Source organism: Brevinematales bacterium, assembly GCA_026415355.1.
Lineage (GTDB): Bacteria > Spirochaetota > Brevinematia > DTOW01 > DTOW01 > SKYB106.
In genome coordinates, this window is sequence record JAOAHF010000001.1 from 37824 (window position 1) to 62366 (window position 24543).

20 protein-coding genes and 3 tRNA genes are annotated in these 24543 nt (G+C 32.2%); 9 read left to right on the forward strand and 14 right to left on the reverse strand.

The annotated features are described in order from the left end of the window. Nucleotides 1-4: 4 nt before the first annotated feature. Together dnaX and N2712_00190 are read right to left on the reverse strand one after the other, a co-directional pair. Nucleotides 5-1645: a DNA polymerase III subunit gamma/tau gene (gene dnaX, locus N2712_00185; GenBank protein ID MCX8028402.1), complete on the reverse strand. Its 1641-nt coding sequence runs from the start codon at nt 1643-1645 to the stop codon at nt 5-7. Nucleotide 1646: 1 nt separating this feature from the next. After that, the gene (locus tag N2712_00190) at nt 1647-2186 is read right to left on the reverse strand and encodes a hypothetical protein (GenBank protein ID MCX8028403.1); all 540 of its coding nucleotides are present in this window, start codon (nt 2184-2186) and stop codon (nt 1647-1649) included. Between the two features lie 190 nt (nt 2187-2376). Between N2712_00190 and msrA the strand changes: the two genes are divergently transcribed. Beyond that, nucleotides 2377-3369: a peptide-methionine (S)-S-oxide reductase MsrA gene (msrA, locus tag N2712_00195; protein ID MCX8028404.1), complete on the forward strand. Its 993-nt coding sequence runs from the start codon at nt 2377-2379 to the stop codon at nt 3367-3369. Here the strand turns inward: msrA and lon are convergent. The 8 genes from lon to N2712_00235 all read right to left on the reverse strand — a co-directional run bounded on the left by lon (nt 3356) and on the right by N2712_00235 (nt 8706). Next, a complete protein-coding gene (gene lon, locus N2712_00200; GenBank protein ID MCX8028405.1) occupies nt 3356-5893 on the reverse strand; it encodes an endopeptidase La in 2538 nt (845 codons plus the stop codon). The genes msrA and lon overlap by 14 nt on opposite strands. A gap of 10 nt (nt 5894-5903) precedes the next feature. After that, entirely contained in the window at nt 5904-6263 is a 360-nt protein-coding gene (locus tag N2712_00205; protein ID MCX8028406.1) for an Hsp20/alpha crystallin family protein, read from the reverse strand. A gap of 14 nt (nt 6264-6277) precedes the next feature. Further along, nucleotides 6278-7009, reverse strand: a complete 732-nt coding sequence (locus N2712_00210) for a hypothetical protein (GenBank protein MCX8028407.1) — start codon at nt 7007-7009, stop codon at nt 6278-6280. A 38-nt stretch (nt 7010-7047) separates the two neighbouring features. Continuing rightward, nucleotides 7048-7728 (reverse strand): ribose-5-phosphate isomerase RpiA, encoded by a 681-nt coding sequence (rpiA, locus tag N2712_00215; protein MCX8028408.1) that lies wholly within the window; start codon nt 7726-7728, stop codon nt 7048-7050. Nucleotides 7729-7734: 6 nt separating this feature from the next. Beyond that, the gene (locus N2712_00220; protein ID MCX8028409.1) at nt 7735-8325 is read right to left on the reverse strand and encodes a KOW motif-containing protein; all 591 of its coding nucleotides are present in this window, start codon (nt 8323-8325) and stop codon (nt 7735-7737) included. A gap of 12 nt (nt 8326-8337) precedes the next feature. Next, entirely contained in the window at nt 8338-8520 is a 183-nt protein-coding gene (secE, locus tag N2712_00225) for a preprotein translocase subunit SecE (GenBank protein ID MCX8028410.1), read from the reverse strand. Nucleotides 8521-8544: 24 nt separating this feature from the next. Continuing rightward, nucleotides 8545-8619: transfer RNA gene (locus tag N2712_00230), tRNA-Trp, on the reverse strand. Nucleotides 8620-8623: 4 nt separating this feature from the next. Further along, nucleotides 8624-8706, reverse strand: a tRNA-Leu gene (locus N2712_00235). Between the two features lie 340 nt (nt 8707-9046). Between N2712_00235 and lpxA the strand changes: the two genes are divergently transcribed. Beyond that, nucleotides 9047-9853 (forward strand): acyl-ACP--UDP-N-acetylglucosamine O-acyltransferase, encoded by an 807-nt coding sequence (gene lpxA / locus N2712_00240; protein MCX8028411.1) that lies wholly within the window; start codon nt 9047-9049, stop codon nt 9851-9853. A 225-nt stretch (nt 9854-10078) separates the two neighbouring features. On the opposite strand, the gene N2712_00245 is transcribed toward lpxA, so the two are convergent. Further along, a complete protein-coding gene (locus N2712_00245; GenBank protein ID MCX8028412.1) occupies nt 10079-10201 on the reverse strand; it encodes a hypothetical protein in 123 nt (40 codons plus the stop codon). Nucleotides 10202-11147: 946 nt separating this feature from the next. Here N2712_00245 and N2712_00250 point away from each other — a divergent pair. Continuing rightward, nucleotides 11148-11221 (forward strand) — tRNA-Cys (locus N2712_00250). Here N2712_00250 and N2712_00255 read toward each other — a convergent pair. Next, nucleotides 11220-14840, reverse strand: coding sequence for a tetratricopeptide repeat protein (locus N2712_00255; protein MCX8028413.1), 3621 nt, complete (start codon nt 14838-14840; stop codon nt 11220-11222). The two genes, N2712_00250 and N2712_00255, sit on opposite strands and share 2 nt — an antisense overlap. A gap of 199 nt (nt 14841-15039) precedes the next feature. On the opposite strand from N2712_00255, the gene N2712_00260 reads away from it, so the two are divergent. The 4 genes from N2712_00260 (at nt 15040) to N2712_00275 (ending at nt 19685) form a co-directional block, all read left to right on the forward strand. After that, a complete protein-coding gene (locus tag N2712_00260; protein ID MCX8028414.1) occupies nt 15040-16146 on the forward strand; it encodes a glycosyltransferase in 1107 nt (368 codons plus the stop codon). Next, nucleotides 16143-16631 (forward strand): hypothetical protein, encoded by a 489-nt coding sequence (locus N2712_00265; protein MCX8028415.1) that lies wholly within the window; start codon nt 16143-16145, stop codon nt 16629-16631. Before N2712_00260 ends, N2712_00265 begins: the two co-directional genes overlap by 4 nt. Nucleotides 16632-16653: 22 nt before the next feature. Next, nucleotides 16654-18774 carry an ATP-dependent DNA helicase RecG gene (recG, locus tag N2712_00270; protein MCX8028416.1) on the forward strand — a complete coding sequence of 707 codons (2121 nt, stop codon included), beginning with the start codon at nt 16654-16656 and terminating at the stop codon, nt 18772-18774. A 140-nt stretch (nt 18775-18914) separates the two neighbouring features. Further along, complete coding sequence (locus N2712_00275) at nt 18915-19685, forward strand: sigma-70 family RNA polymerase sigma factor (protein ID MCX8028417.1); 771 nt, start codon at nt 18915-18917, stop codon at nt 19683-19685. Here the strand turns inward: N2712_00275 and dcd are convergent. Together dcd and N2712_00285 are read right to left on the reverse strand one after the other, a co-directional pair. After that, nucleotides 19678-20199, reverse strand: coding sequence for a dCTP deaminase (dcd, locus tag N2712_00280; GenBank protein ID MCX8028418.1), 522 nt, complete (start codon nt 20197-20199; stop codon nt 19678-19680). The two genes, N2712_00275 and dcd, sit on opposite strands and share 8 nt — an antisense overlap. Nucleotides 20200-20301: 102 nt before the next feature. Continuing rightward, nucleotides 20302-21828: a YifB family Mg chelatase-like AAA ATPase gene (locus N2712_00285; GenBank protein ID MCX8028419.1), complete on the reverse strand. Its 1527-nt coding sequence runs from the start codon at nt 21826-21828 to the stop codon at nt 20302-20304. Nucleotides 21829-22154: 326 nt separating this feature from the next. Here N2712_00285 and N2712_00290 point away from each other — a divergent pair, with 326 nt between their 5' ends. Both N2712_00290 and N2712_00295 read left to right on the forward strand, forming a co-directional pair. After that, the gene (locus tag N2712_00290; GenBank protein MCX8028420.1) at nt 22155-23651 is read left to right on the forward strand and encodes a leucyl aminopeptidase; all 1497 of its coding nucleotides are present in this window, start codon (nt 22155-22157) and stop codon (nt 23649-23651) included. A 5-nt stretch (nt 23652-23656) separates the two neighbouring features. Beyond that, nucleotides 23657-24361 carry a hypothetical protein gene (locus N2712_00295; protein ID MCX8028421.1) on the forward strand — a complete coding sequence of 235 codons (705 nt, stop codon included), beginning with the start codon at nt 23657-23659 and terminating at the stop codon, nt 24359-24361. Nucleotides 24362-24543: the final 182 nt, after the last annotated feature.

The window sequence follows — 24543 nt, forward strand, 5'->3', positions numbered from 1 at the left end:
GTTTTTAACTCCCTTTTGTTTTATTGTTTTTGGGATATTTGGGTTTCTGTTCTTGTGAAAAGACTTTAACTTCTTCTGCATTGAAGAAGGAAAGAACCATATTTTCAAGAGTGTTATTTTGGGGTTTTTGTGTTTGTTTTTGTGTTGATGATGAAGAGAGTTTTTGATCCGTTTGTTGTGCATCTATTATGACATCTTGAATACCTATTGCGGATTTTAGTTTTTGTTTTATTTTTTCAATATCCTTTTCTAACATGTCTTTAACGATACTGTTTGTCTTTATCTTGAGGATATTTTCGGATAATTCTAGTTTTATTTTTTTCTCTACTCCAGCAAACGAGTTTTCTGCTATTATTTGTTTTATTAACTCTTCGGTAGGCAGAGTTGTATCTATTTCTTCCATAAGTGCATCAACAGGATCAACAATTCCTGAGGTATTTGCCATTTCAGTGTTTTGTTGATGAATAAAATTAGATTTTATGAGATCTCTTATTTTTCTGACATCTTCCAAAAGTTTTGAAAGTGTAATTACATTATCAGGATTGACAATTCTAAACATAGAGTTTTCTAGATGAAAAAGTTCATTTATGGATGTTTTCATCTCTTGGTATGTTCTTATGAGAGTATTTTGTATGAATACAATGTCTTCCTTTTGGAATGAATCTTTGTAAGCTTCAATTATCTTTATTTCTTCATCAAGTGCTTTTATAAGACTTTTGTCAATTCCAAATTCTTTTGCTATGAGTACATTTCTAAAGAATGTTATTAGTTCTTCTACTAATTTTTTGAGATCGAATCCTTTGGACGATAGATCGTTTATTTTTCTAAGGAGTTTTGATAGTTCTTTTTTTGATATATAATCAACTATTTCTTGTAAATGTGATGTATCGATTACTCCAAGAAGTTTGGATATTTCTTCGCCGTCAATATTTTGGAATGATTGTGGACTATAGATATTTTCACCTACATATGATATGACCATATCGAATATACTTTCTGAGTCTCTCATTGAGCCGTTACCTGCTTTTGCTATTTTTACTAATATACTGTCTGGTATTTTGTACCCTTCTGCTTCTGATATCTTCTTGAGTTGCTTGAATATGAGATCAACTGTTAAAGGTTTTAGGATAAAGTGCTGACATCTTGACCTTATGGTGGATTTGACTTTATAAGGTTCTGTTGTTGCGAATATGAATATGGTATGTGGAGGTGGTTCTTCTAGTGTTTTTAGTAGTGCGTTAAATGCTTCATCTGTCAACATATGTACTTCGTCTATGATGTAGACCTTATATCTTGATTTTACGGGTACAAATTTAACTGCTTCTCGTATATTTCTTACATCGTCTATTTTTCTGTTAGATGCTCCATCTATTTCCACTACATCGATAGATGTTCCTTCTTTTATCTCAAGGCAGTTTTCGCACTTACCACAAGGAGTTGGAGTTGGGCCATTAACGCAATTTAAAGATTTTGCTAAGATTCTAGCTAGGGTTGTTTTCCCAACGCCCCTAGGTCCTGAAAATAAGTATGCTTGACCTATCTTGCCTATCGAGATAGCACTTTTCAAAGCTTTTACCGTTTCATCTTGTCCTACTACTTCATCAAAAGATTGTGGTCTCCATTTTCTAGCAGTGGGTAATCCCATCTTACACCTCCATTTGTACTTCTAACATAATTTCTTCATCTTCATGTTTTACTATGTATTTGCCTTTTTTTATCCTAATATCTACACCACTTTTCCCTTTGGTTGATCTTATAATGTTATGGTGTTCGTCAAGGATAGTTATTTCTCCGTAGTTGTTTATTCTAGTGCTTAGTATTAGTTCATTAGCATCATATGAATCAACAAATATTTTCATTTTGTTTGATTCGTATACTATCTCTTTTTTTGTTTGATAAATTGTTTCACCTCTAAATGCTAATCTTGTTCCATATCTTGTTCCACTGAGAGCATCTATTATTTCTAGCATTCCTTCCTTGAGCCTAAGTAATATTCTTCCGTATCTTAGTTCGTTTGATATTGGTTCAAATTTTGATAACTCCATCTTCATGATTGCCATTTTTGTTTCAACAAAACTATCCGTGCAATCACTACACTCGTTGATGTGCTTTAAGAATTCATCTGATGGATTTTCTATGTTCTGTAGAAATGAAAAATATTCGTATTTCCCGCAGCCAAGTTTCATAAGTATATTATACTTATAAAACACTTCGCTGGCAATTTTTGATTTCAGTAATTTTGCAGAAGTATTTTAAATACAATAGTAGCTTTGAGTTATTGTCTTAATGGTTTTATACAGATTTTACTTTATCTATTGTCGACAAATTTGACTCTATTAGTTTAAATTTCTATAGTATATTATTATTGAGGGCTATATGAATAAAGAAATTGCTACCCTTGCTGGTGGGTGTTTTTGGTGTTTAGAGGATGTATTTAGAGATATTGAAGGAGTTATAAGTGTTGTTTCTGGGTATTCGGGAGGAGATTTTGAATATCCAACTTACGAAGATGTCTGTACAGGTAAAACTGGACATAGAGAAGTGGTTCAGATAGCTTTTGATAGTGATGTTGTCTCTTACGAAGAGATCTTGGGAGTTTTTTGGATGAACATAGATCCAACTGATAGTGGTGGCCAATTTTCTGATAGAGGTGAGCAATACAGAACTGCAATATTTTACCATAATGAACATCAAAAGGAGTTGGCAATAAAGACAAGAGAAATGATAGAAAATTCTAATATTTTTAGAAAACCTGTTGTTACTGAAATATTACCTTTCAAGAACTTTTATCCAGCTGAAGATTATCATCAAAATTTTTCAAGAGATAATCCTATAAGATACTGTATGTACAAGTATTTTTCTGGAAGAGAAAAGTTTATAAAGACGCATTGGCAATATTCAAATCTTTTTAAGAAACCAAAACTTAAATTAGATCCTAGATTTTTAAAGAAAGATTTGTCTAAGTTGAATGATGAAGAGTACATGGTTACTCAAGAATGTCGTACTGAATTACCCTTTAGGAATAAGTATTGGAATAATAAAAGTGAAGGTATATATGTTGATGTAGTGTCGGGAGAGCCGCTTTTTGCTTCGGTACATAAGTTTGATTCGGGGACTGGGTGGCCTAGTTTCTACAAGCCGCTTGAAGAAGGTAATATTACATATCATATTGATACCAGTTATGGTATGATTAGAGTTGAGATAAGAAGTAAACATGGAAACTCGCATTTAGGACATGTTTTTGATGATGGACCTTATCCTACGGGTTTGCGATATTGTGTAAATTCTTGTGCATTAAGGTTTATACCCGTTGAGGATCTAGAAAAAGAAGGATATGGAGAGTATAAAAAACTGTTTAATCCGAAATAACTTTAACTTTACCTGCTTTTTGTTTTTTAATTTGCTTATCTTCGGAAGCTGATTTTTCAAATACTTTGCTTATGTCGTTTACAGGCTTTTCTTCCAATGCAATATTGAGTACGTCGTTCACATTTTTTACTGGTATTATTTCAAGGTCTTTTTTCTGCTCTTCTGGTATTTCATCGAGATCTTTTATGTTTTTTTCAGGGATGATAACTTTTCTAATGCCATATCTTTTAGCTGCTAGTATTTTTTCTCTTATACCACCTACCGGTAAGATTAATCCTCTTAAAGACAATTCGCCTGTCATGGCAATATTGTCTTTTACACGTTTTTGAGTTAACAATGATACAATTGATACGAGTAGTGTTATACCAGCCGAAGGGCCATCTTTAGGTATAGCACCTGAGGGTATGTGGATATGTAAATCGTATTCTTTAAATATATATGTGGGAATACCAAGATTTTGGGCATTGGATTTGATGTAGCTAAATGCTATTGATGCAGATTCTTTCATAACGTTTCCAAGTGATCCTGTAAGTATTAAATTTCCTCTACCTTTCATTGCTATACTTTCTATGAACAGTATTTCTCCACCTACAGGGGTCCAGGCAAGCCCTATAGCAACTCCTGGCTTTTCTGTCATATCATTTATTTCAGGTATAAATTTCTCTGCTCCTAAATATTCTCTTACTTTTTGTTCGTCAATTATTATTTCTTGGTCTTTTGAGTACGTATTGTTGTTTTTAACTATTTCTGTTGCGATTGATCTCATTATTGATCCAATATTTCTCTCGAGTTCTCTTACCCCTGCTTCTTTTGTATAGTCATTTATAACTTTTCCTAATCCTTTGTCGGTTATGGTGATTTTGTATTCTTCTAAGCCGTTTTCCTTTTGTTGTCTAGGTATTATATAGTTAATTGCTATCATTTTCTTTTCATGTTCAGTATATCCTGGTATATTTATAACTTCCATTCTATCCAGTAGTGGCCATGGTATAGTGTTAAGTGAATTTGCTGTTGTTATAAACAAAACCCTTGATAGGTCGTAAGGTATCTCTAGATAATGATCGCTAAAAGCGTTATTCTGCTCAGGATCGAGTACTTCAAGTAATGCTGATGCTGGATCACCTCTAAAGTCGGAAGCTAATTTGTCTATTTCATCAAGCATGAAAACAGGATTTGAAGATCCTGCTTTCTTTAGGCCTTGTATTATTCTACCTGGTAGAGCTCCCACATAGGTTCTCCTATGTCCTCTTATTTCAGCTTCGTCTCTAACTCCACCTAGCGAGATTCTTATAAATTTTCTACCTAATGCTTTGGCTATTGATCTACCTAAAGAGGTTTTACCGACACCTGGTGGACCGTAGAAGCATAGTATAGGTCCTTTGACACTACCACCCTTAAGTTTCATAACCGATAGATATTCAAGTATTCGTTTCTTTACCTTTTCAAGGTCATAGTGATCTTCGTTTAATACTTTCTCGGCATAACTTATGTCAAGGTTGTCTTCTGTATATTCGTTCCAAGGTAAATCAAGTATTAAATCGACGTAGTTTCTAGTTACAGTGTATTCTGGCGACATTACCGGTATTTTTGAAAGTCTATCTATTTGTTCAGTAGCAACTTTCTTGGCTTCTTCACTCATCTTTTTCTTTTCTAGTTTGTTTCTTAACTCTTGAATGTCTTTTTCTTGATCACTAAGTTCACCGAGTTCTTTTTGGATTGTTTTTAGTTGTTGTCTTAAGAAATACTCTTTTTGTGCCTTTTCTACATCACTTTTTACTTTTTCTTGTATCTCTTTGCTGATTTTGGCTAACTCCAAATCTCTACCTAGGTGGTTTACTATTGATTTTAGTAATTCTTTCAACGAGTTTTCTTCTAGCATTTTTTGTTTTTCTTCTATTGTTGCGTTTACTCCTGAGGCTACAAAATATGCTAGTATGTCAGGTTGATCAATGTTTTGTATAATCATTTCTGCGTCAGGTGGGGTCTCAGGTACGAGATGAATAAGAGATATTGCCATGTCTTTTATAGTCTTTACGTAAACCTCGATATTGTTATCTTTAGTTATTTCCATCTCTAAGTATTCAACATTTGCTCTTATGTATGGGTCATAACTTTCTATTTCAACTATTTTAAACCTTTTTTCGGATCTAACAACAACATTTATACTACCATCTGGTGATCTGAATACCTTGAATATATTTGCCAAAACACCAACAGTGTACATGTCATCAGCTTTTGGATCTTCAACATCTTTGGATTTCTGGGTTACAAAACCTACTATTTTATCCTTTACAAGTGCTTCTTCAATAGCATTTAATGAGCGTTTTCTACCTATAGAGAGTGGAGTTACTATCCCTGGAAATAGAACCATGTTTCTCAGTGGTACTATGGGGATAGTTTTCGGATAACTTTTGTTTGACTTGTTTTGGTTTTCATCATTCTCTAGAAGGTTTCCTATGTTGTTGTCTATTTCACTGTTATCATAAGGATTATTTAAAGCAAATATTCTATTTATAATATCCATATTCATAACCTCAGCTTTTCTTTATTGTTATAACTAAAAGACCATCTTTAAGGTCTGCTTTTATATTTTTTTCATTTATGTCTCCAACTTCTACTAATTTTTCGAAATATCCATAGCTTATTTCCATTTGGTGTATTTTAACTCTGTTTTCGTTGTGTATTTCTTTTCGTACTCCAGATATCCTTAAAAAACCATCTTTTAGAGTTATGTCAACATCATTTTTGTCGACTCCAGGAATTTCTACGATAATGATAAACTTATCTATGAATTCGTATATGTCAGTATGAGGTATCCAGTGTACGTTAGGTCTGACAACGTTATAATTTCCCATTCCTAGAAACATTTTGAAAAACTCTATATCTCTTCCCATAACCACACCTGCTCTTACTGTCTAAAACTATTTGATAAAACTTGGTTGCTATATGTTGCTTCTATTATGCTGTGGTAAATAAATTCCGAAAGTCTTATGAGCTGTTTATAGTCAAGACCGAAAAACTTAAATCCGCAGAACAATCTATCTCTTCTTACCAGGAATATCTTTGTTTTTATGACTATGTTGCCGAATATCACCTCACAGGGGTATGATTTATTATTTATAAACATATTTGCCTCTTCTTCTGTACTAAAGTTGGCACTTACTCCACCTGCACTTATATCAAATATCTTACCTTCAATGATTTTATTAGGCAAGATTTCTACTTTCAAGATACCGTAATCAACTTTTACTCTGTAGTGTTTTCTCTTATCATCATCTACTAAAGGTAGTGTTTGTAATATTTCATAGATTCTTTCGGATATATCTTCTGTTTTTAGAGAACTGTCAACTATACCTATTATTCCTTTTGATAGGAATTCTTTTAATTTTGATATTTCTTTCTCAGAGGTTATTAAGATTAAATGTTTTTTTAATAAGGTTATTTTATCAATTATTTCAGAAATATTGTAAGAGTTAAGTTTTTTAATTCCGTCAAAGTCTAAAATAAAAACGTCAAAATTTTTATTATTGTCAATGCTATCAGGGAATATGTGGTTGACATAATATCCTTTTGATATTAAAACAATACCTATAACCCTTGAGAGTACTACACTTCCTGAAACTATACCTACTTTAACCATAGTTAATAATATAAAGAAGTGGGATTGTTTAATCAAGTCTATATGAATCTATACCAACCTGTTTCTGTACCGACTATTATAGTAGAAAATTTTGTGAATATACCGTTTTCAATTATACCAGGTATACTCTTAAGCCATTTTTCAGTTTCTCTGGGGTTTTCAAGTTTCATATAGCATTCAAGTAAGAAGTTTCCGTTGTCACTTACTACAGGACCTAGCTTACCTTTACCAACTCTTAGTACGGGGTTATAGTCTTTCAACTCTCTCATAACTATTGGTGCTGCGAATGGTAAAACTTCCATGTTTACAATACCTTCTAGTACACCGTCAACTATTTTAGTTTCATCAACTATCACTATAAACTCGTTTGCGTTGTAGTCAATTATCTTTTCTCTTGTTAATGCTCCACCTCCGCCTTTAAGGAGTGCTTGTTTATTTGCTTTATCTGCTCCATCTATTGCTATATCTATTCTATCAACTGCATCTGTATCTGTAACTAAGATACCGTTTTGTATAGCGAGCATTCTAGAAGCATAAGATGTTGTGACACATACTACATCAAGACCGTCTCTTACTCTTTCTCCCAAGAGTTTAATGAATTCTTGAACTGTAGTACCGCTACCTAGGCCAACAATCATCCCGTTTTTTATATACTCGAGTGCTGCTTTGGAAGCATTTATCTTAGGTAAAGATGATGAAGATATCATGTGTTTATCCATATGGATTTATATTCTTTCTGCTTGATCAAAATTAACGTTTAATGGAGTTTCTCTGTTAAATATTGTGACATTGACTTTAAGTTTATATTTATCAGGATATACCTCAACAACAGTTCCGACGAGTCCTTTGAAAGGCCCATCTATTATTCTTACTTGGTTGCCTACTTCGAATGAAGATGATAAATCAACAAATGCTCTGCTCTTGAATTCACCAGTCCTTTCAAATATAGATCTCACTTCTTCTATTGATAGAGGTTTTGGAGGGACTTTGAAAGAACTTACACCTGTTTTGTCTTTTTGAGATCCTAGGAAACCTATGACTCCACGGATGTTTTTTATAGTCCTTAGAAAATATTCCAAGCTTTTTTCTTCCGTAGGAAGATCCAACTCCATTAGTACGTATCCTGGAAATATTCTTTGTTGCTTGATTATTTTCTTGTCATTTTTTCCTTTGGTTTCGATATTTTCAGTTAGTATTTTAATGTTAGCTATAATTCTCCTTATATTTTCATCTTTTTCAGAGATACTTTTTATCTTCTCGACTACGCTTTTTTCAAATCCTGAGATAGTATGTAGTACGTACCAGGCTCTACTCATAAATTTTACCCTTTACTTAAGAATGAGACCAACTATTGTTGAGGAGATAAAATCAACAATTCCTAGTATTATTGAAAGTATTATTATAAAGACTATTACGACCCATGAAGATGATATAACCTCTTCTTTTGGTGGCCAAGAAACCTTCTTCATTTCTTCAGCTACATCTTTAAAAAACTTTACTATTGTCTTCATACAAGAATCCTTACCTTTTGTATTCAGGCCTGGTGGGGCTCGAACCCACAACCTCCGGATTTGGAGTCCGGCGCTCTGGCCAATTAGAGCTACAGGCCTAGAATGGGGATGGAGGGACTCGAACCCTCACGGGCTTTCACCCAGGGGATTTTAAGTCCCCCGCGTCTGCCATTCCGCCACACCCCCAAGCAAAATTATTATATATAACATCAACATGACATTTCAAACTCTGAAGTAGCTATCAATTAAAATCTAAATTCTTTAGGACAAAATTCAAAATAAATTTGTATAAATCTGTGTAGTTTTATAAAAGTATCACAGGATATAATTTATGGCCTACTCAAAGTTTTGTATTTTTGTTATCATGCTTCCAGATTAATACAGGTGGGTCTTGTCTAAATTTCACTAACCTATTTCGTAGATGAAATAGTAATTTGTGTGGTATTTACGTTTTATTTTTAAGTATGAAAATAAATTGTATTAATCGCTGACAGTCTTATAAACTAAAAGTCGTTGGAGTAGTAGTATGCCAAGAGTTCATCATACAGCAATAATTGAAGGTGAAGTAGAGATCGGGTCTGAGGTGGAAATTGGACCTAATGTTGTTATAAAAGGTAATGTTAAAATAGGGGATGGTACTACTATAGATGCTGGTAGCTGTATATATGGGAATGTTTTGATAGGTATTGGAAACAGAATAGGACCTTATACAATAATAGGTACTTCTCCTCAAGATCTTAAGTATGGTGGTGAGGAAGTTGGACCTATAGAAATAGGTAATCACAATACAATAAGAGAATTTGTTACTATACATAAACCTACTTCAAAGGATAGCAGGACTAAAGTTGGTGATAAATGCTTGATCATGGTTGGTTCACATATAGCTCATGATGTAATTGTTGGGAATGAGGTTGTTTTGGTGAATAATTGTCAGCTTGCGGGTTTTTCTGTAGTAGAAGATGGGGCATTTATTTCAGCTCTTATAGGATTACATCAGCACACTAGGATTGGTAAATACGTTATGGTAGGTGCTTTAACAAAGGTTACTCAAGATATACCTCCTTTTACTATGGCTGTTGGAATACCAGCAGAAGTAGTTGGTATAAATTCTGTGGGACTTAGAAGAAGAAGTTTTAGCCCAGAAGAAAGAAACAGAATAAAAGAAGCATATAGGATAATATACAAATCGGAATACACAATAAGAGAAGCTAGTCAGAAAATACTCGAATTATTTCCAAACGATGCAAATATAGAGTATATATCCAAATTCATACAGTCTTCTAAAAGAGGTATAGTCAAAGGATTTAGAAGAGAAGAAGGAATTATTGAATAGCATGTTGAGATTGAAAGTGAATCTGTAAATATTAATCTAATGTACTTCGATAGATGAAGATAAATAGGATATTGATTTGCGTTGCGTGAGACATAAAATTTGTGTATCAGTGTAAAACATCAAACTTTGCTAAATATCGGCATCAGGTGTTATAAACAAAGATATCCGGAACTTATCTTCTTTGGTAAAGCAAGATGAATGTCTAAACTTTACTATTTCAATATCTTAACTGCCTACGATGAGTAGTGAAGCGAGTTTTGAGAGATAAGGTAGATGTCCTACAATTATGATTTTATCCTCAATTTCAAGTCTTTTAGCCCAACTTGGAGGATCATCAAGAAGAGACAAACCTTTTTCCTATATCTCTTAAGTGTTTCTCAGGATCCTTGACCTCTGATTTTGCTTCTACATGCTGAGTTAGGAATATTAACTTACTCATACTCATATATATTTACATATACTTTCAAAACTAAAAATTCTACAAGCTGTTTAAATTTGGTATATTATAAAATAAACTTTTGACAGATCTTTCGGATTATTTCAAGTTAAAATAACATACTATACATCCTTTTCCATCCTATAAAAACAGAAGGTATACTCATTAATCTTAACTGGCTTTGTATGAGCTCTTTACTTTTCATAAAGTCTTGAAGCTACATTATTTTCAACGCTCGTCTAGAATAACTTTACTTAGTATAATTGGAAACATATTTTAGCATTTCTCTTCCTATACTTTTCCCTCCGTATTCTGGAAAAACAGATATATTACTTAGGTATATGCTATTTTTAGGTATAGGTAAAAGAATATTAAGATATTTTCATAAAGTAGAGGTATTTTTAGAAATATTTTCGGTCTCATATTAGTTAGGATTTTTCGTCCCGTCGTTAAATTTTGGTAAAGAAAATCCTTTTGTGAAAATAAAATCATTACTCCAACAATTTGTTCTTTTTAAGGGTAGCTTATGTGTTTTTGTGACTGTAGAGTGTTACCTTAGCTAGGGGTAAATCTTTTATAATGTTTCTCGCATCATTTCCAAACATGACTTCAAAGGACTATTGGGAACTCATAATGGTAAGATCAAAAACTTTATAACTGATCTCAAGTAAGGTGTTTTTCGAAAAATCACTAAACCTTACAACGTTAAGCATGTAAGTAATTATCTAAATAGTATAAACATACATTCAAGAATGAATATTTGGGATTACCAAACTGTTAAAATTCTGTCGGTTTCACAATTAGTAGAAATCAAGATGTACTATGATTTAAAATGGAATTAGGTAAGTTTGTAGTTTTGGGGATGTAGCCAAGGGGCCTAAGGCGGCGGTCTGCAAAACCGCTATTCGTCGGTTCAAATCCGACCATCCCCTATTTGCCAAGTTTGGCTCTTGCTATATATTTCCTCGCTTGTTCATTGCTTGGGTCTATATCAAGAATTTTCTGCCAGTTTTCTATTGCCTTACTTATGTTTCCTTTCCTATACTCTTCAACTCCTTTTGACATAAGAGATGCTATTTCTCTCTGTATCTTTTCGGTATCTCTTAAGATGATAGAATTATACTTTATCCTAGCGTCATTAAGAAGGTTTCTGGCATTCGTGTTGTTAGGATCATCATCTAATACCAAAAGCAATATTCTGATTGCTTCTTTGTAGTTACCTGAATTATAAGCATTTCTGCCGAGAGTAAAATTCTTAGAAATTCTGTCATTCAATCTACTCTGTGCTAGGGATAATTTGATTTTTGCATCAGCATCGTCAGGGAAATATTTAAGTATTGCTTTTAATCTATTAATTGCTTTTTTGTAATCTTCTCTCTTTATAAGATCATCTGCTTCGTTTCTTAATGTAGAAACTTTTGCATATAACTTCTCGAGAATGCTTTCTTTCAAACTCTGTAGATTAGGGTCTTTAGGATTTAAAGCCAAAAGATCATCTATTATGTCTAATGCATCTGAATATTCTCCTACTTGGAATAGATTTCTTACTTCGTTAAGGTCATCTTTTATTTTTTGTATGGTTTCAATCATGAATTTATAAAGTGGATTATCTGGTGATATCTTTGAAAGTGTATTATAATCTTCGAGTGCTTTGTTATATTCTCCTAGTCTAAAATTGTTGTCTGCTTGATCTAATATATCTTTTTCAATCATCTTTAGTTTATTATTAACTTCTGTTAAGAGTAGCTTGATTTCAGAGGAATTTGGATTATTTTTAAGTGCAATTTCAAGTAGTTGTTTTGATTTGAGGTATTCACCTTTCTCGTAAGCTTTTTTACCTTCTATGAAGCTTGTATTTTTCTCAAGGTTAAATTCTTCTTCTGCGTTCTTTATGTAATTATCAATAATAGATATATCATCCCCTAAGGATAAAAATCTGTTTCTTGACTCCTTGAGTTTTGAAATACCTTCATTGTAGTTTTTTCTTCTAATTTCTTTTAGTCCTGTGCTTAGTAATAAGTTTGCTTCGTCTCTTAACTGTGTTTCTTTAGCTTTTGTTTCAATTTCTTTTATTCTTTTACTTATTTCTGAATTGTTTGGATCAATTTTTAAAGCTTCTTGTAAAACTTTTTTAGCACCTTCGTAGTCGTAGTTTACCAGTAATGCATCTGCTTCTCTTATTTTTTCTTCTATTCTTCTGCTTAACTCTATTTGATTAAGTTTTTGTTTCGAGTCATTGTAGTAAATTTTTATTTTAGGAAATCTCCTATCGTCCTCTGGTACGAAACTTACAAGTTCGTCAAATATGTTGAAAGATTTTTTATATTCTCCGTTTTCGTACGCTTTTAATCCTTCGGAGTATTGGTTATCTACATAAGCGTCAAATATTTTTTTAGCTTGATTGTATATTTCGATAGCCTGTTTGTTTGTTGGTTCAAGTTTGATAACGGTATTTATAGTTTTTATAGCATTTGTAAAGTCTCCGCTTTTTAGAAGTTCTTTGGCGTTTGCTATCTTTATATCTATATTAGCTTTAAGTTCTGTTATTTTAGAATCTACTTTTTGCTTGAGTATGACTGCTTCAGGTAGATCTTTCAAAAGTGATATAGCGGTATTCCATTTGGATATGGCAGATGGTATTTTGCCGTTGATGAAAAGTTCATCTCCTTCACTTTCCAGTTTCTTAGCTTCAGCCCTTATCGTTTCAGTTGTATTGCTTAATTCAATTTTAGCGATTTCATTGTTTCTGTAAAATCTGATTGCTTCTCTAAATTTGGATATAGCTTCCCAGTATTTTCCTTCGCTTTTTAGTTTTAAACCTTCAGCCACGAGAGAATCTGATCTTGATTTATTTTCTTGTATCTTTGAGGATGCTTCAATTTCACTTAATGTTTTCTTAATCGCATCTTCAGCATCTTTGTTTTGAGGGTAAATTTCTAGTGCTTTATTGAAAAGTTCAAGTGCTTTGTTGAAGTTATGGACTGAAAATTCTTTCATACCTTGCGAGTATAGTGAGTAAGACAAAGATTTTCTCTGCTCAAGTTCGAGTTTCTTGGTGGTTTCTGTTTGTATTCTGTCGTCTATCTCCTTGGATAAGTTTATTGAAGGTTCGTGAAATGGATTTAAATCAAGATTTCTATTTATAACTTTTTTAGCTTCTATAAGCTCGTTATTTGAATATAAATTTAGGGCCTCTCTGTAGTTTTTGTTAATCTCTTCTGATACTATAGCTTCAATTTGCTTTATTCCGTCGTTTGCTTCTTTGTTATAGGGATTTATCTCAAGTACTTTTTTGTATTCTTTAATTGCTTCTCCATATTTGCTTTGTAATCTTAGAATGTTTGCTCTTGTTAATAGGGTTTTTATGTATTCTTGTTGTTCTTTAGTTAATATTTCGTTACTTTCAAGCCAAAGCATAAGTTTTCTTTTGTATATTATTGCTACTTCATTTGATGGATTTATACGTAATGCTTTATCGAAATATTTGTTTGCATTTGTAAAGTTACCTTTTTCGAATTCCACAATACCTCTTTCGACTTCTTCCTTGTCAGGAGATATACCTACAATTTGATTGATTGTTGCTTCGTTGAATACTAAATAGAGTGAAGGTACTAAATCTAGATATTGTTGACTACTATCGTGACTTATATTTCCTATTGATATTGGTGAACTGAAAAATGTCAAAACAAGAGAGAAAGACCATCCCTTGTTATCAATACCAAAAGATAGTTTAAAGTTATCAAGTACTTCTGAATTTAAGCCTACCCCGTATCTGAAATTATTGTAACTATTTACTTGAAACTTTGTAGTTACAGAAGTCAGATAAGTGTATGAAATATATGGGTAGATAACTAGGTATTTATAAATATTTTTGTCTTTGCTGAATAGTGATAGAAGATAGTATCTAATACCTAATTTAGAACTGAAGCCTAAAGATGTACTTTCTAGTAATCCACCGATGAAAAAAAGTTGAGATAGAGATATGTCAACATTGTAGTATGTTTTTAAGGTAGCACCTATTAGTGGTATGAAGTATCCCTCAAGTATGTATGAATCGTAATAAAAGATGCCAGTTGGAAAGGAGTATATGTCTAGTGATCCTAAAATAGATATTCCCAAATCGATATTTCCGAATTCGTATAACAAAATATTACTTAATTTTGTTCCTATACCAAGTAGTATGAAATTTTGGTTGTAATTACCTAGGTAATTGAAATCTTTACTGTATACTTCTGATTGACTGTTCAGAGATGATAAACCTAATAGGATAGGATATCCTAAAATGTTGATGTGTCCCGATATAGAGAATATAGTTTCTGTTGCAAAGTTTCCTAGAAATAACCCTAGAGAGTAGTTATTAGGTATGTTGAATGATTGTGGAGCATTGAAAAGGGAGAATGAATAACTGTTAAAAGGAGTGAAAACAACAGAAATTCCTTCACTGCTTGGAGTTAATATTTCTTGATATTTTGGAGTATTGTATGATAGTAGTTTGTCGTTTAGAATGAAAAGAAGTATAAAAACTGTGAGGAGAAATACCTTTTTTACCATAACATAAATATAATAAACGATATTCGGAATAATAAGTAAATAAAATTCTAAAGTTTGTACTATGTGTAATGTTATAATTTTAAATGTGTATTTTTTGATTGTTTGGTTTTTTTACTTTTGGTTAGCTCAAGGAATTTTTTTATAGTTAGCAGCTTAATTTGTTGAAATTCATGGAATCGATGTATATTTATACATAGTAATGGAGATGGTTTTTGTATTATTTTTAGTTGGTAGTGTTTTAGGTCTTGTTATCTCGTTAGTGGTATTGTTCAGGTTTATTAATTTCTTTTACAGAAAAATTGATTTTGACAGAATCAGGGTTGATAAGAAAGATATTTCTGTGATAATACCAGCTAGGAATGAGGAGAATAGGATTACAAGACTTTTGAAAATTCTGGTTAGTGAGGGGTTTAAAGAGATTATAGTAGTTGATGATGACTCTGAAGATAACACTTACGAAGTATCAAAATCTTTTGGGGTTAAAGTTTTAAAAGTCAAGGAATTCTATTCTGAATTGAGTGGTAAGAGTATAGCTTGTTATGTAGGAGCAAGTAAGTCAAGTGGAGAGTATTTGCTTTTTTTAGATGCTGATGTTTTTTTCTCAGATGGTGCTTTTGATTATGTGTTATCGAATGTTCCGAAAGATGGACTTTTAACGATACAACCTTATCACTTAACATTAAGTTTCTATGAAAAACTCTCTATGTACTTTAACATAATAGCAATAGTAGGTTTAAGTGTAGGTAGATTTTGTTGTCCCTTTAATACTAAGGGAGGATATTTTGGTCCATTCCTAATTGTTAAAAGGAACGATTATTTTAGAGTAGGGGGACATTTATCTGTTTTTGATAGGGTAGTTGAGGATATTGAGCTTGGTAAGAGGTTTGAGAATAACAACATAAAAATATATTCAATCCCCAATAACAAACTTGTTTTTTTTCGTATGTATGGAGATGGGGTAAAAAATCTCATTGATGGTTGGACTAAGAATATGTCTCTCGGTGCTAAATCAACTGATCTTTGGAATCTGATTTTGATTTTTGGCTTAATTGCTTTTGTTGTAAATATAACGATATATGGATTTCTGTCTATTTTTTTAGGGCAATTTGAATATTTTGCTTTTATGTATCTTACTTACAGTTTTATTATGTTTTTAGTTTCTAGGAAAGTTGGTAATTTTGAATTTTTCTCTTGGATTTCTGTAGTTTTTGGGTGGTTTTTTTTGTTTATACTTATAAGATCGTTTTACTTTCTCAAGACAGGTAGGAAGGTTAAGTGGAGAGGTAGAGAGGTAGTGATAAGATGAATTTTGATATATGGTTTTTAGTATTTATGATTATTGTTAATTCTGTTTTTTGGATTTCTGTTCACTTTTTTTCAGGGTATTTAGTACACTTCATTCCGAAATCTTTCTATACTGGTAATAATCCCTTGTTTAAGGAAAGGTTTTGGGAGTTTAATGGTAAGTTATATGAGAAAGTGTTTTTGATAAAGCTCTGGAAGGATAGGTTGCCAGAAGCAGGAGAATTGCTGAGTATAAATCCATTTAATAAGAAGAAATTTCTATCGAGAGATAAGGAGTATATTTCAAGGTTTATCACAGAAACTTGTAGAGCTGAACTATCTCATTTATTACCTTTTCTTTTCTTACCTATAAGTTTTGTATGGAATAATTTTATTGAAGCGATGGTAGTTATGGTACTTTATTGTGTAGTTGCGAATATACCTTTTGTTATGATTCAGAGGTACAACAGGATAAGACTTTCTAAACTTAATAGAAAGAGTTTTTGAAATATTTTTAAAATCAGATAATATGCTTCTTGAGGAAACGAAAAAGATACATATAAAAGATCTTAAAATAAGATCATTAACTACTGCTAGGAAGAAATTGCTATATAGGCTTAAGTTATACACAGTTTTTGATGTATTAACGTACTTTCCTATTAGGTATGAAGATAGAACAGAACTAAAAAATTTTTCAGATATAATGAGAGATATATACAAGTCTTTGAATGGTAAAGTTAATGGTACTGTGATAGCTGAGGTTATAGATTATGAGTATGTGAAGGTTAGTGATAGAAAAATATTGAAAATTATAGTAACTGATGGTGAAATAAAAGCAGAGCTTGTTTGTTACAATAGGGAATTTTTAGCGAATGTTTTGAAGGTAGGGGTTAGGTATATAATAACAGGGATTTGGGAGTACAAGTATAATAGATTACAGAGTGCTACTTTTGATTATGCTGAACTTGGTAACCAAGGGTACAAGAAGGATGAATTTGGAGTTGTTTTACCTATATATTCATCAACGGAGGGTGTTAGGCAAAGAACTGTAAGGAAAACTATACATATCATAGTTGATGAGTTTGCAGATAAGATAGATGATGAATTGCCGGAGTATGTAATGGAAGGTAGAAATCTTATGTCTTTAGGTAAAGTTATAAAGATACTACACAAACCTCAAAAGATGGAACATATAAGCATTGCTAGAAGGAACTTTGTATATTATGAATTTATGAAGATGAACTTAGTTATAGAGTATAGTAGGGTTGAAGAAAAGAAAGTGGATAAAGGTAGTAGGTACAGATCGACAAAGTTGGCAGATGAATTTGTGTCTTCACTACCTTTTGAACTTACAAGTGCGCAGATTAGAGTTATTGAAGAGATAAAGAGAGATATGTTATCAAACAAGGTTATGCATAGACTTATACAGGGGGATGTAGGATCGGGTAAGACTATAGTTGGTTTGTATGCTATGCTTGTTGCTGTGGATAATGGTTATCAAAGTGCTCTTATGGTACCAACCGAGGTTTTAGCAGTACAACATTACATAAACATATCAAACTTACTTAGCAAGTTTGCTAAATATCACAACATAAATGTGAGAATTTTGAAAGGTGGATTATCGAGTCAGACTAGAAGACTACTAAACTTTGAAATGGAGTATGGAAGATCTCATATAGTAATAGGAACTCATGCTTTGTTTCAAGATGATGTAGTTTTTAAGAATCTTGGGCTTGTTGTAATAGATGAACAGCACAGATTTGGTGTTGAGCAGAGAGCAAAATTGGTAAATAAAGGATTTCATCCTGATGTCCTTGTTATGACTGCTACACCTATACCTAGGACTTTGACTATGACACTTTATGGAAATCTTGATTTGAGCGTTATAGATGAAATGCCGTATGGTAGGAAAAAAATAATTACAAATTGGTATAAGGATATTGATACAAGACTGGTTTACGAGAAGGTTAGAGAGGAGCTAAAAAAAGGTTTCAAAGCGTATTTCATTTATCCCATAATAGAGGATAGTGAGGATCTGACGGATCTTAAATCTTTAGTTGAGGCGTATGAACATTTGTCAAATGATGTATTTCCAGAATATAAAGTTGGTATGCTTCACGGTAAGATGACACCCGAAGAAAAGTACGAAGTTATGGATAAGTTTAAGAAGGGTGAAATTAATATACTAGCATCAACTACAGTCATAGAAGTGGGTATAGATGTTCCTGATGCTACTGTTATAGTTATAGAAGGGGCTGAAAGATTTGGTTTATCTCAGTTACATCAATTGCGTGGTAGAGTAGGTAGAAGTTCTTTCCAGTCTTACTGTTACCTTATAACATCAGATAGAATTTCCCAAGAAGCAGTTGAAAGGATGAAAGCTATGGTTAAATGCGAAGATGGTTTTGCAATATCCGAAATTGATTTAAGATTAAGAGGCCCTGGAGAATTACTTGGATATCAGCAATCAGGTATTCCTGAGTTTATCCTGGCGGATTTAATAAAAGATGAAGATATTTTGAAACTTACAAAAGAAGATGCTCGTAAGATATTATCAAAAGATCCAGATCTTTCCGATCCTAAAAATCAGAAAATAAAGTCTTTAGTCCAGAAAGAAAAGCAGAGAATATTTGTTGTTAAATCCGGATAGTTTGTTGTTTTTTGACAACAAAATCGTTGTAGGCTACTAGTACTATATGCAAGAAACCTTTTTTTAGAAGAGATTTTAATCTTGTGTTGTTTTGAAAAGTTGGCATACTCTTTGATTATAAAGTAAAGAGGAGGAAATTTATGGAAAGGTATGAGGTAAGAAATGTACTTCTTAAGTATTTGTCTAAAGATATAGCGAAGACTAAAGTAATTGAAGAAGATTTAATTACTATAATCAGGGCAAAGAAAGGTGATAGGGAAGCCATTAGGAAAATTATAGAGAATAATATAAGGTTTGTGGTAAAACTTGCCTCAAATTTTAGAGTACAAAATGATGTTTTTATGGATCTTATAAGTGAAGGATGTCTTGGAATAATGCGAGCTATAAAGAATTATGATATTTCGAAGGGTGTTAAATTTAGTTCTTATGCAAACATATGGATTAAACATTATATTTTGTCATATCTTTCATCGAATTCAGTAGTTAAACTACCAGCTAGAAAGAAAAAAATGGTAAAATCGCTTAGTGTTAACAATAGTTTTGTTGGAGTTGAAGAGAGTCTTGTAGAGTATAATATGTCTGTTGAAGAATATCAAAACATGATGTCGTTGAATAACATAATGTTTTTTTCTGATATTTCTGATGAGAGTGTTATAACTAATAAGAGAAATCAAGTTGATGAAAAGATAGAATTCAATCATTTGGTGAGTATTATCAACGAGAAAGTTTCGAAATTGAGTCCCAAGGAGCAGTTTATAATAGAGCATAGATATGGTCTTAATAACAAAGAGGTAAAAAGGTTAGTTGATATAGCAAGAATATTTAAGTCAACGCCTGAAGGTATAAGATACATAGAGCAAAAGGCATTAAGTAAGTTAAGAGTGATGTTAGAAAAAGAAAGTATTATTTAAACTCTTCGTAAATTTTACTTATTATTATATCTTTACTCTGTGAGTATTTACCTCTGTAGACTTTATCAATTTCGCCTGTGACTTCGCAATAGTATATTTGACATATTTCAACAAAGGGGTATACAACAACCGGTTTTATTACGGATATTTCTAATGTCCAGTATCCTTCAAAGCCTACATCTCCAAATCCTGCTGTAGCATGTATTGATATACCTAATCTTGCTATACTTGATCTTCCTTCTATCATCGGGACAAAGTTTTTTGTTATTGTATATTCAAAAGTTCTACCTAGATAGAGATTTCCTGGTTCGAGTAATAATCCTTCTTCGGGAATGATAACTTTTTGGTAATTGGATGGTTTTCTCATATCTAGTTTTTCATCTGTTAATACAAGTAGCTCGTTATGGAGTCTTAAGTTGTATGAGTTCGGATTTAGATATTTTTCATCAAATGGTTCGATGATTATATTACCTTTTTTTATTTCTTCTAGTATCTTTTTTGAAGTGAGTATCATAGTGCCAAATTATAAATAAGATTGTTTTATGATTAAAAATAAACTGATTTTCGTGTTATTTGAAGATTTAGTTTTTAGTAATTGAGTTAGATTTGAGTTGGATTATGAGTATAAAATTTTGTCTAGCACTCTATGCTGAATTGCTTCAGCTATATGGCTTTCTTTTATGTCTTGAGTTTCATCAAGATCTGCTATAGTTCTTGCTATTTTAAGTATTTTGTGATATGATCTCATACTTATTTTGAATTTCGATATAACTACTTCTAATAATTTTTTTGAGGAGTTTGATACTCTACATATTTCTTCTATGTATGTTGAGGGTATTTTAGAGTTTGTTTTTATGTTAAGTTTTAGTTTTGAGAACCTGTTGTGTTGAATTTCTCTTGCTTTTAATATTCTTGATTTTATTTGTTTTGAGCTATAGTGTCCATTAGTTTTTTCTGATATTTCACTGAATTTAACTCTTGGTACTTCGATGTGCATATCTATTCTATCGATGAGAGGTGTGCTAATTTTGTTTAGTATTCTTATGATATCGGTTGATGAGTATATACTATCGGTATTATCTTTTGCGACGTTCATTGCGGCTACAAACATAAAATTTGCGGGGAAGATCACACTACCTTCTGCTCTTGATATAGTTATAAAGCCTTCTTCTAAGGGTTGTCTCATTACCTGTAACACATTTGATTTGAATTCTTGTAGTTCATCAAGAAACAGAACTCCGTTGTGTGCTAGGCTTACTTCTCCTGGTTTTGGTATTCTGCCACCGCCTATTATTGAAATATCCGACGATGTGTGATGTGGTGCTCTAAATGGTCTTTCGGATATTATACCTTTTTCTCCTAGCATACCTGCTATGCTATAGATTTTTGTTGTTTCGATTATTTCTTTCATTTCCATTTCTGGCATTATGGTAGGTATTCTTCTTGCTAACATTGTTTTTCCTCCACCTGGTCCTCCTAGCATGAGTATGTTATGACCTCCTGCTACTGCTATTTCTATAGCTCTCTTAGCATGATATTGTCCTTTAACATCAGAAAAATCTACATCAAAGTTATGATTTTTGTATATCTCTATACCATCTTTTAATGTGCTTGTGCTATTTTCACCACCAATAAATTCTACAACATCTTTTAGGGTTTTTACGGGTAGGATATTTATGTACTCCGATACTATTATACATTCGTTTTTATTTTCTTCGGGTACAAAGACATTTTTAAAACCATTTTCAATAGCGAACAGAACTGCAGGTAGGATTCCTTTTGTGTACTTTAGTTTTCCATCTAGTGATAATTCGCCTATAAAAATAGTGTTGTTGATATCAATAATTCCGCTATCTGATACTTGTTTTGAACCGATTAATATTCCAAGTGCAAGAGATAGGTCAAGTATTGATCCTTCTTTTCTAAGGTATGCAGGTGCTAGATTTATGAGAATCCTTTTCAAAGGAAAGGTATATCCTGAATTTAGTATAGCACTTCTTACTCTTTCTTTGGATTCTTTTACTGTAGTGTCAGGAAGCCCCACTATATCAAAACTTGGAACTTTAGTTTCGATATCAACTTCGACTTCAACTAAAGATACATTTAATCCGACAAAGGAAACCGAATAAACTTTATTAACCATAATGATACCTCCAGTTGTCTATTATTCATTAAACATTAAAAGTTTTCATTTTGTTACAAAAATTTACTTGGGTTATTTTTGCTTATGGTGTTTGTGATAGTGATTTTGGATGTACTTACGTTTGACTTGGAATTTAAATTCCTAAAAAGGTGAGTAAAAACCACAGTAAAAATATAAAATATTTTGGTATTTAGGGATGTAGTTTTGGGAGGCTTTTGATTAATAGAATTTTGCCTAATTTGTTAGGTCCTGCTTAAAGCTGAAAAGTTTGTTTCTTGTCAAGGAGTGTATTTATCTATTATGATAATAATCGTGGAGGAAGTAGTATGGATGTATTTGTAAAGTCTTTTAAAGATTTTGTAAGTCAGGAAGCAGATGCTTTAGTTGTGTTTTCTTTTGAAAATGAAGATATAAAGAAAGTTATCAATCCTACTATAACTAGATTGGTTAATGAGGTTATAAAATCAGAAGGTTTCAACTCAAAAATCGGTGAAGTTGTTGTGATACCTAAGCCAGCTTTGCCAAAAAACGTAAGATTTAAAAAAATAATAGTCATAGGTGCTGAAAAAAGAGATAAGTTTAACACTGAAACTATTAGGAAACTAGGTAGCGTGATTTCTAAGAATGCTTCTAAATATAATTATAGCTCTGTCTTGATTTATGCTAATTGGTTTAGCAAGGGGGTGAACAGAAGTAGTGATAAATCACTTCCTTTTAAAGCATTGATTGAAGGACTACTTTTAGGTACATATAAATTTGAGGAATTTATTTCAAAAAAGGAAAGCGATAAGAAAACTAGTTTAGAAAAAGCTTATGTTTTGAAACCAAATTTAGATATAGATTTTGATAGAATTGCTGATAGGGTTAAAGTGGTTGTTGATGGAGTATTTTTGGCAAGAAAGCTTCAGAACTTGCCTTCAAATGTTGCTACTCCTACTTATATTTCTCAGATTGCAAAGATGGAATGTGAAAAAGTTGGTGTAAAGGTTAAAATTATAGATAAAAAAGAAGCTGAGGAGATGGGTATGAATTTGTATCTTGCTGTTGCTAGAGGAAGTGAAGAGGAACCAAAATTTGTTATCATGGAATATGAAGGAGGTGGAGACAAATGGTATGGACTTCTGGGGAAAGGTATAACTTTTGATACAGGTGGTATTTCTCTAAAACCATCTGATAGAATGGAAGAAATGAAATTTGATATGAGCGGTGCAGCAGCAGTTATAGCAACTATGGTAACAATAGCTAAATTAAAGCTTAACGTTAATGTAGTTGGTATAACTCCTCTTACTGAAAATATGCCGAGCGGTAAAGCGACAAAACCAGGAGATATTGTCAAGAGTATGGGAGGAATATTTGTTGAAATAGTAAATACCGATGCGGAAGGTAGACTTATCCTAGCTGATGCTCTTGAGTATGTTAAGAAGTATAAGCCTGATTTCGTAATAGATATTGCCACGCTTACAGGTGCTTGTGTTGTGGCTCTAGGTCATGAAGCAGCAGGACTTATGGGAAATGATGAAAAGTTAAAGCAACTAATAAAAGAATCTTCAGAAAGAACTTCTGAAAGAGTTTGGGAATTGCCTCTATGGGAAGATTACGACGAGTATATTAAAAGTAATTTTGCAGATGTGAAAAATGTAGGTAATAGATACGCTGGTGCTATAACTGCAGCAGTATTTATGAAAAAGTTTGTTGATTATCCATGGGCTCATCTGGATATAGCTGGTGTTGCATACACTGATAAGGAAAAATTTTATATATCGAAAGGGGGTACAGGTTTTGGTGTAAGATTGTTTGTAGATATGTTTGAAAGAATTAAATAATTTGTATGAAAGTATTGCTAATATCACCTTCTAGGATTGTTAGAGATGCTTTTATTTCTGAACTTATACCAAGAGGCATAGAAATACTGTGGTGTGAAAATATATCGGAAATCTTAAAAAAACTCGGTGATAAAATAACTAGTGTTGATGTTGTAGTAGTTGAAGTTATAAGCAAGTACGACGTTGTGAGTTTCCTAGATGCAATAAAAGCTCTAAATGTAAGAGCTGCGATTGTCTTGTATATAGACATACATAGTCAAGCTGAAGTGTATGAGTATCTAAAACTAGGTGTTATGGGTTTTTTACAGAAGCCACTCAAAACTGGTATCATCTTTAATGTGCTATCCAAAGCATATCAAAACTTCAAAGGTGCTCCCCCAGAAAGAAAAGTTGTTCGTGTCCAACTAAATGAAGGTGAAGGTACTGTTGATTTTACCCTTTCATCAGGTGTTAGAGTCATCGGTAGTATATCTGATTTGAGTATTGGTGGATTGGCTTTTTCTTATTCTTTAAAGTATGAAGATAAACTAGTACCAAGCGATGAAGTCTTTGAAATAAGAATAGTGTTGCGAAATGAAGATACTTATGTGAAAGGTAAATTAAAAGCTAAAATACCGGAGAAACACTTAGCAGTTTTGGTTTTTACAGAACTAAATGTTGATGCAATACATAAGATATCTAAGTTTATATTTTATAAAACCTCTATTTAACAGCATGTTTTGGAATAATTACAGCAGTCTTCAAAGTAATAAATTCGTATGAACTTTAAATATAGCTTACTGATTTTTTACCTCCAATTTTTTATTGTTGCACCATTGTGCACAAAATAAAGAGGTTATTAGTGCAGATTTGGTGCAATTTTAATATCTTTTTTGTTGATTATCCTTTTACT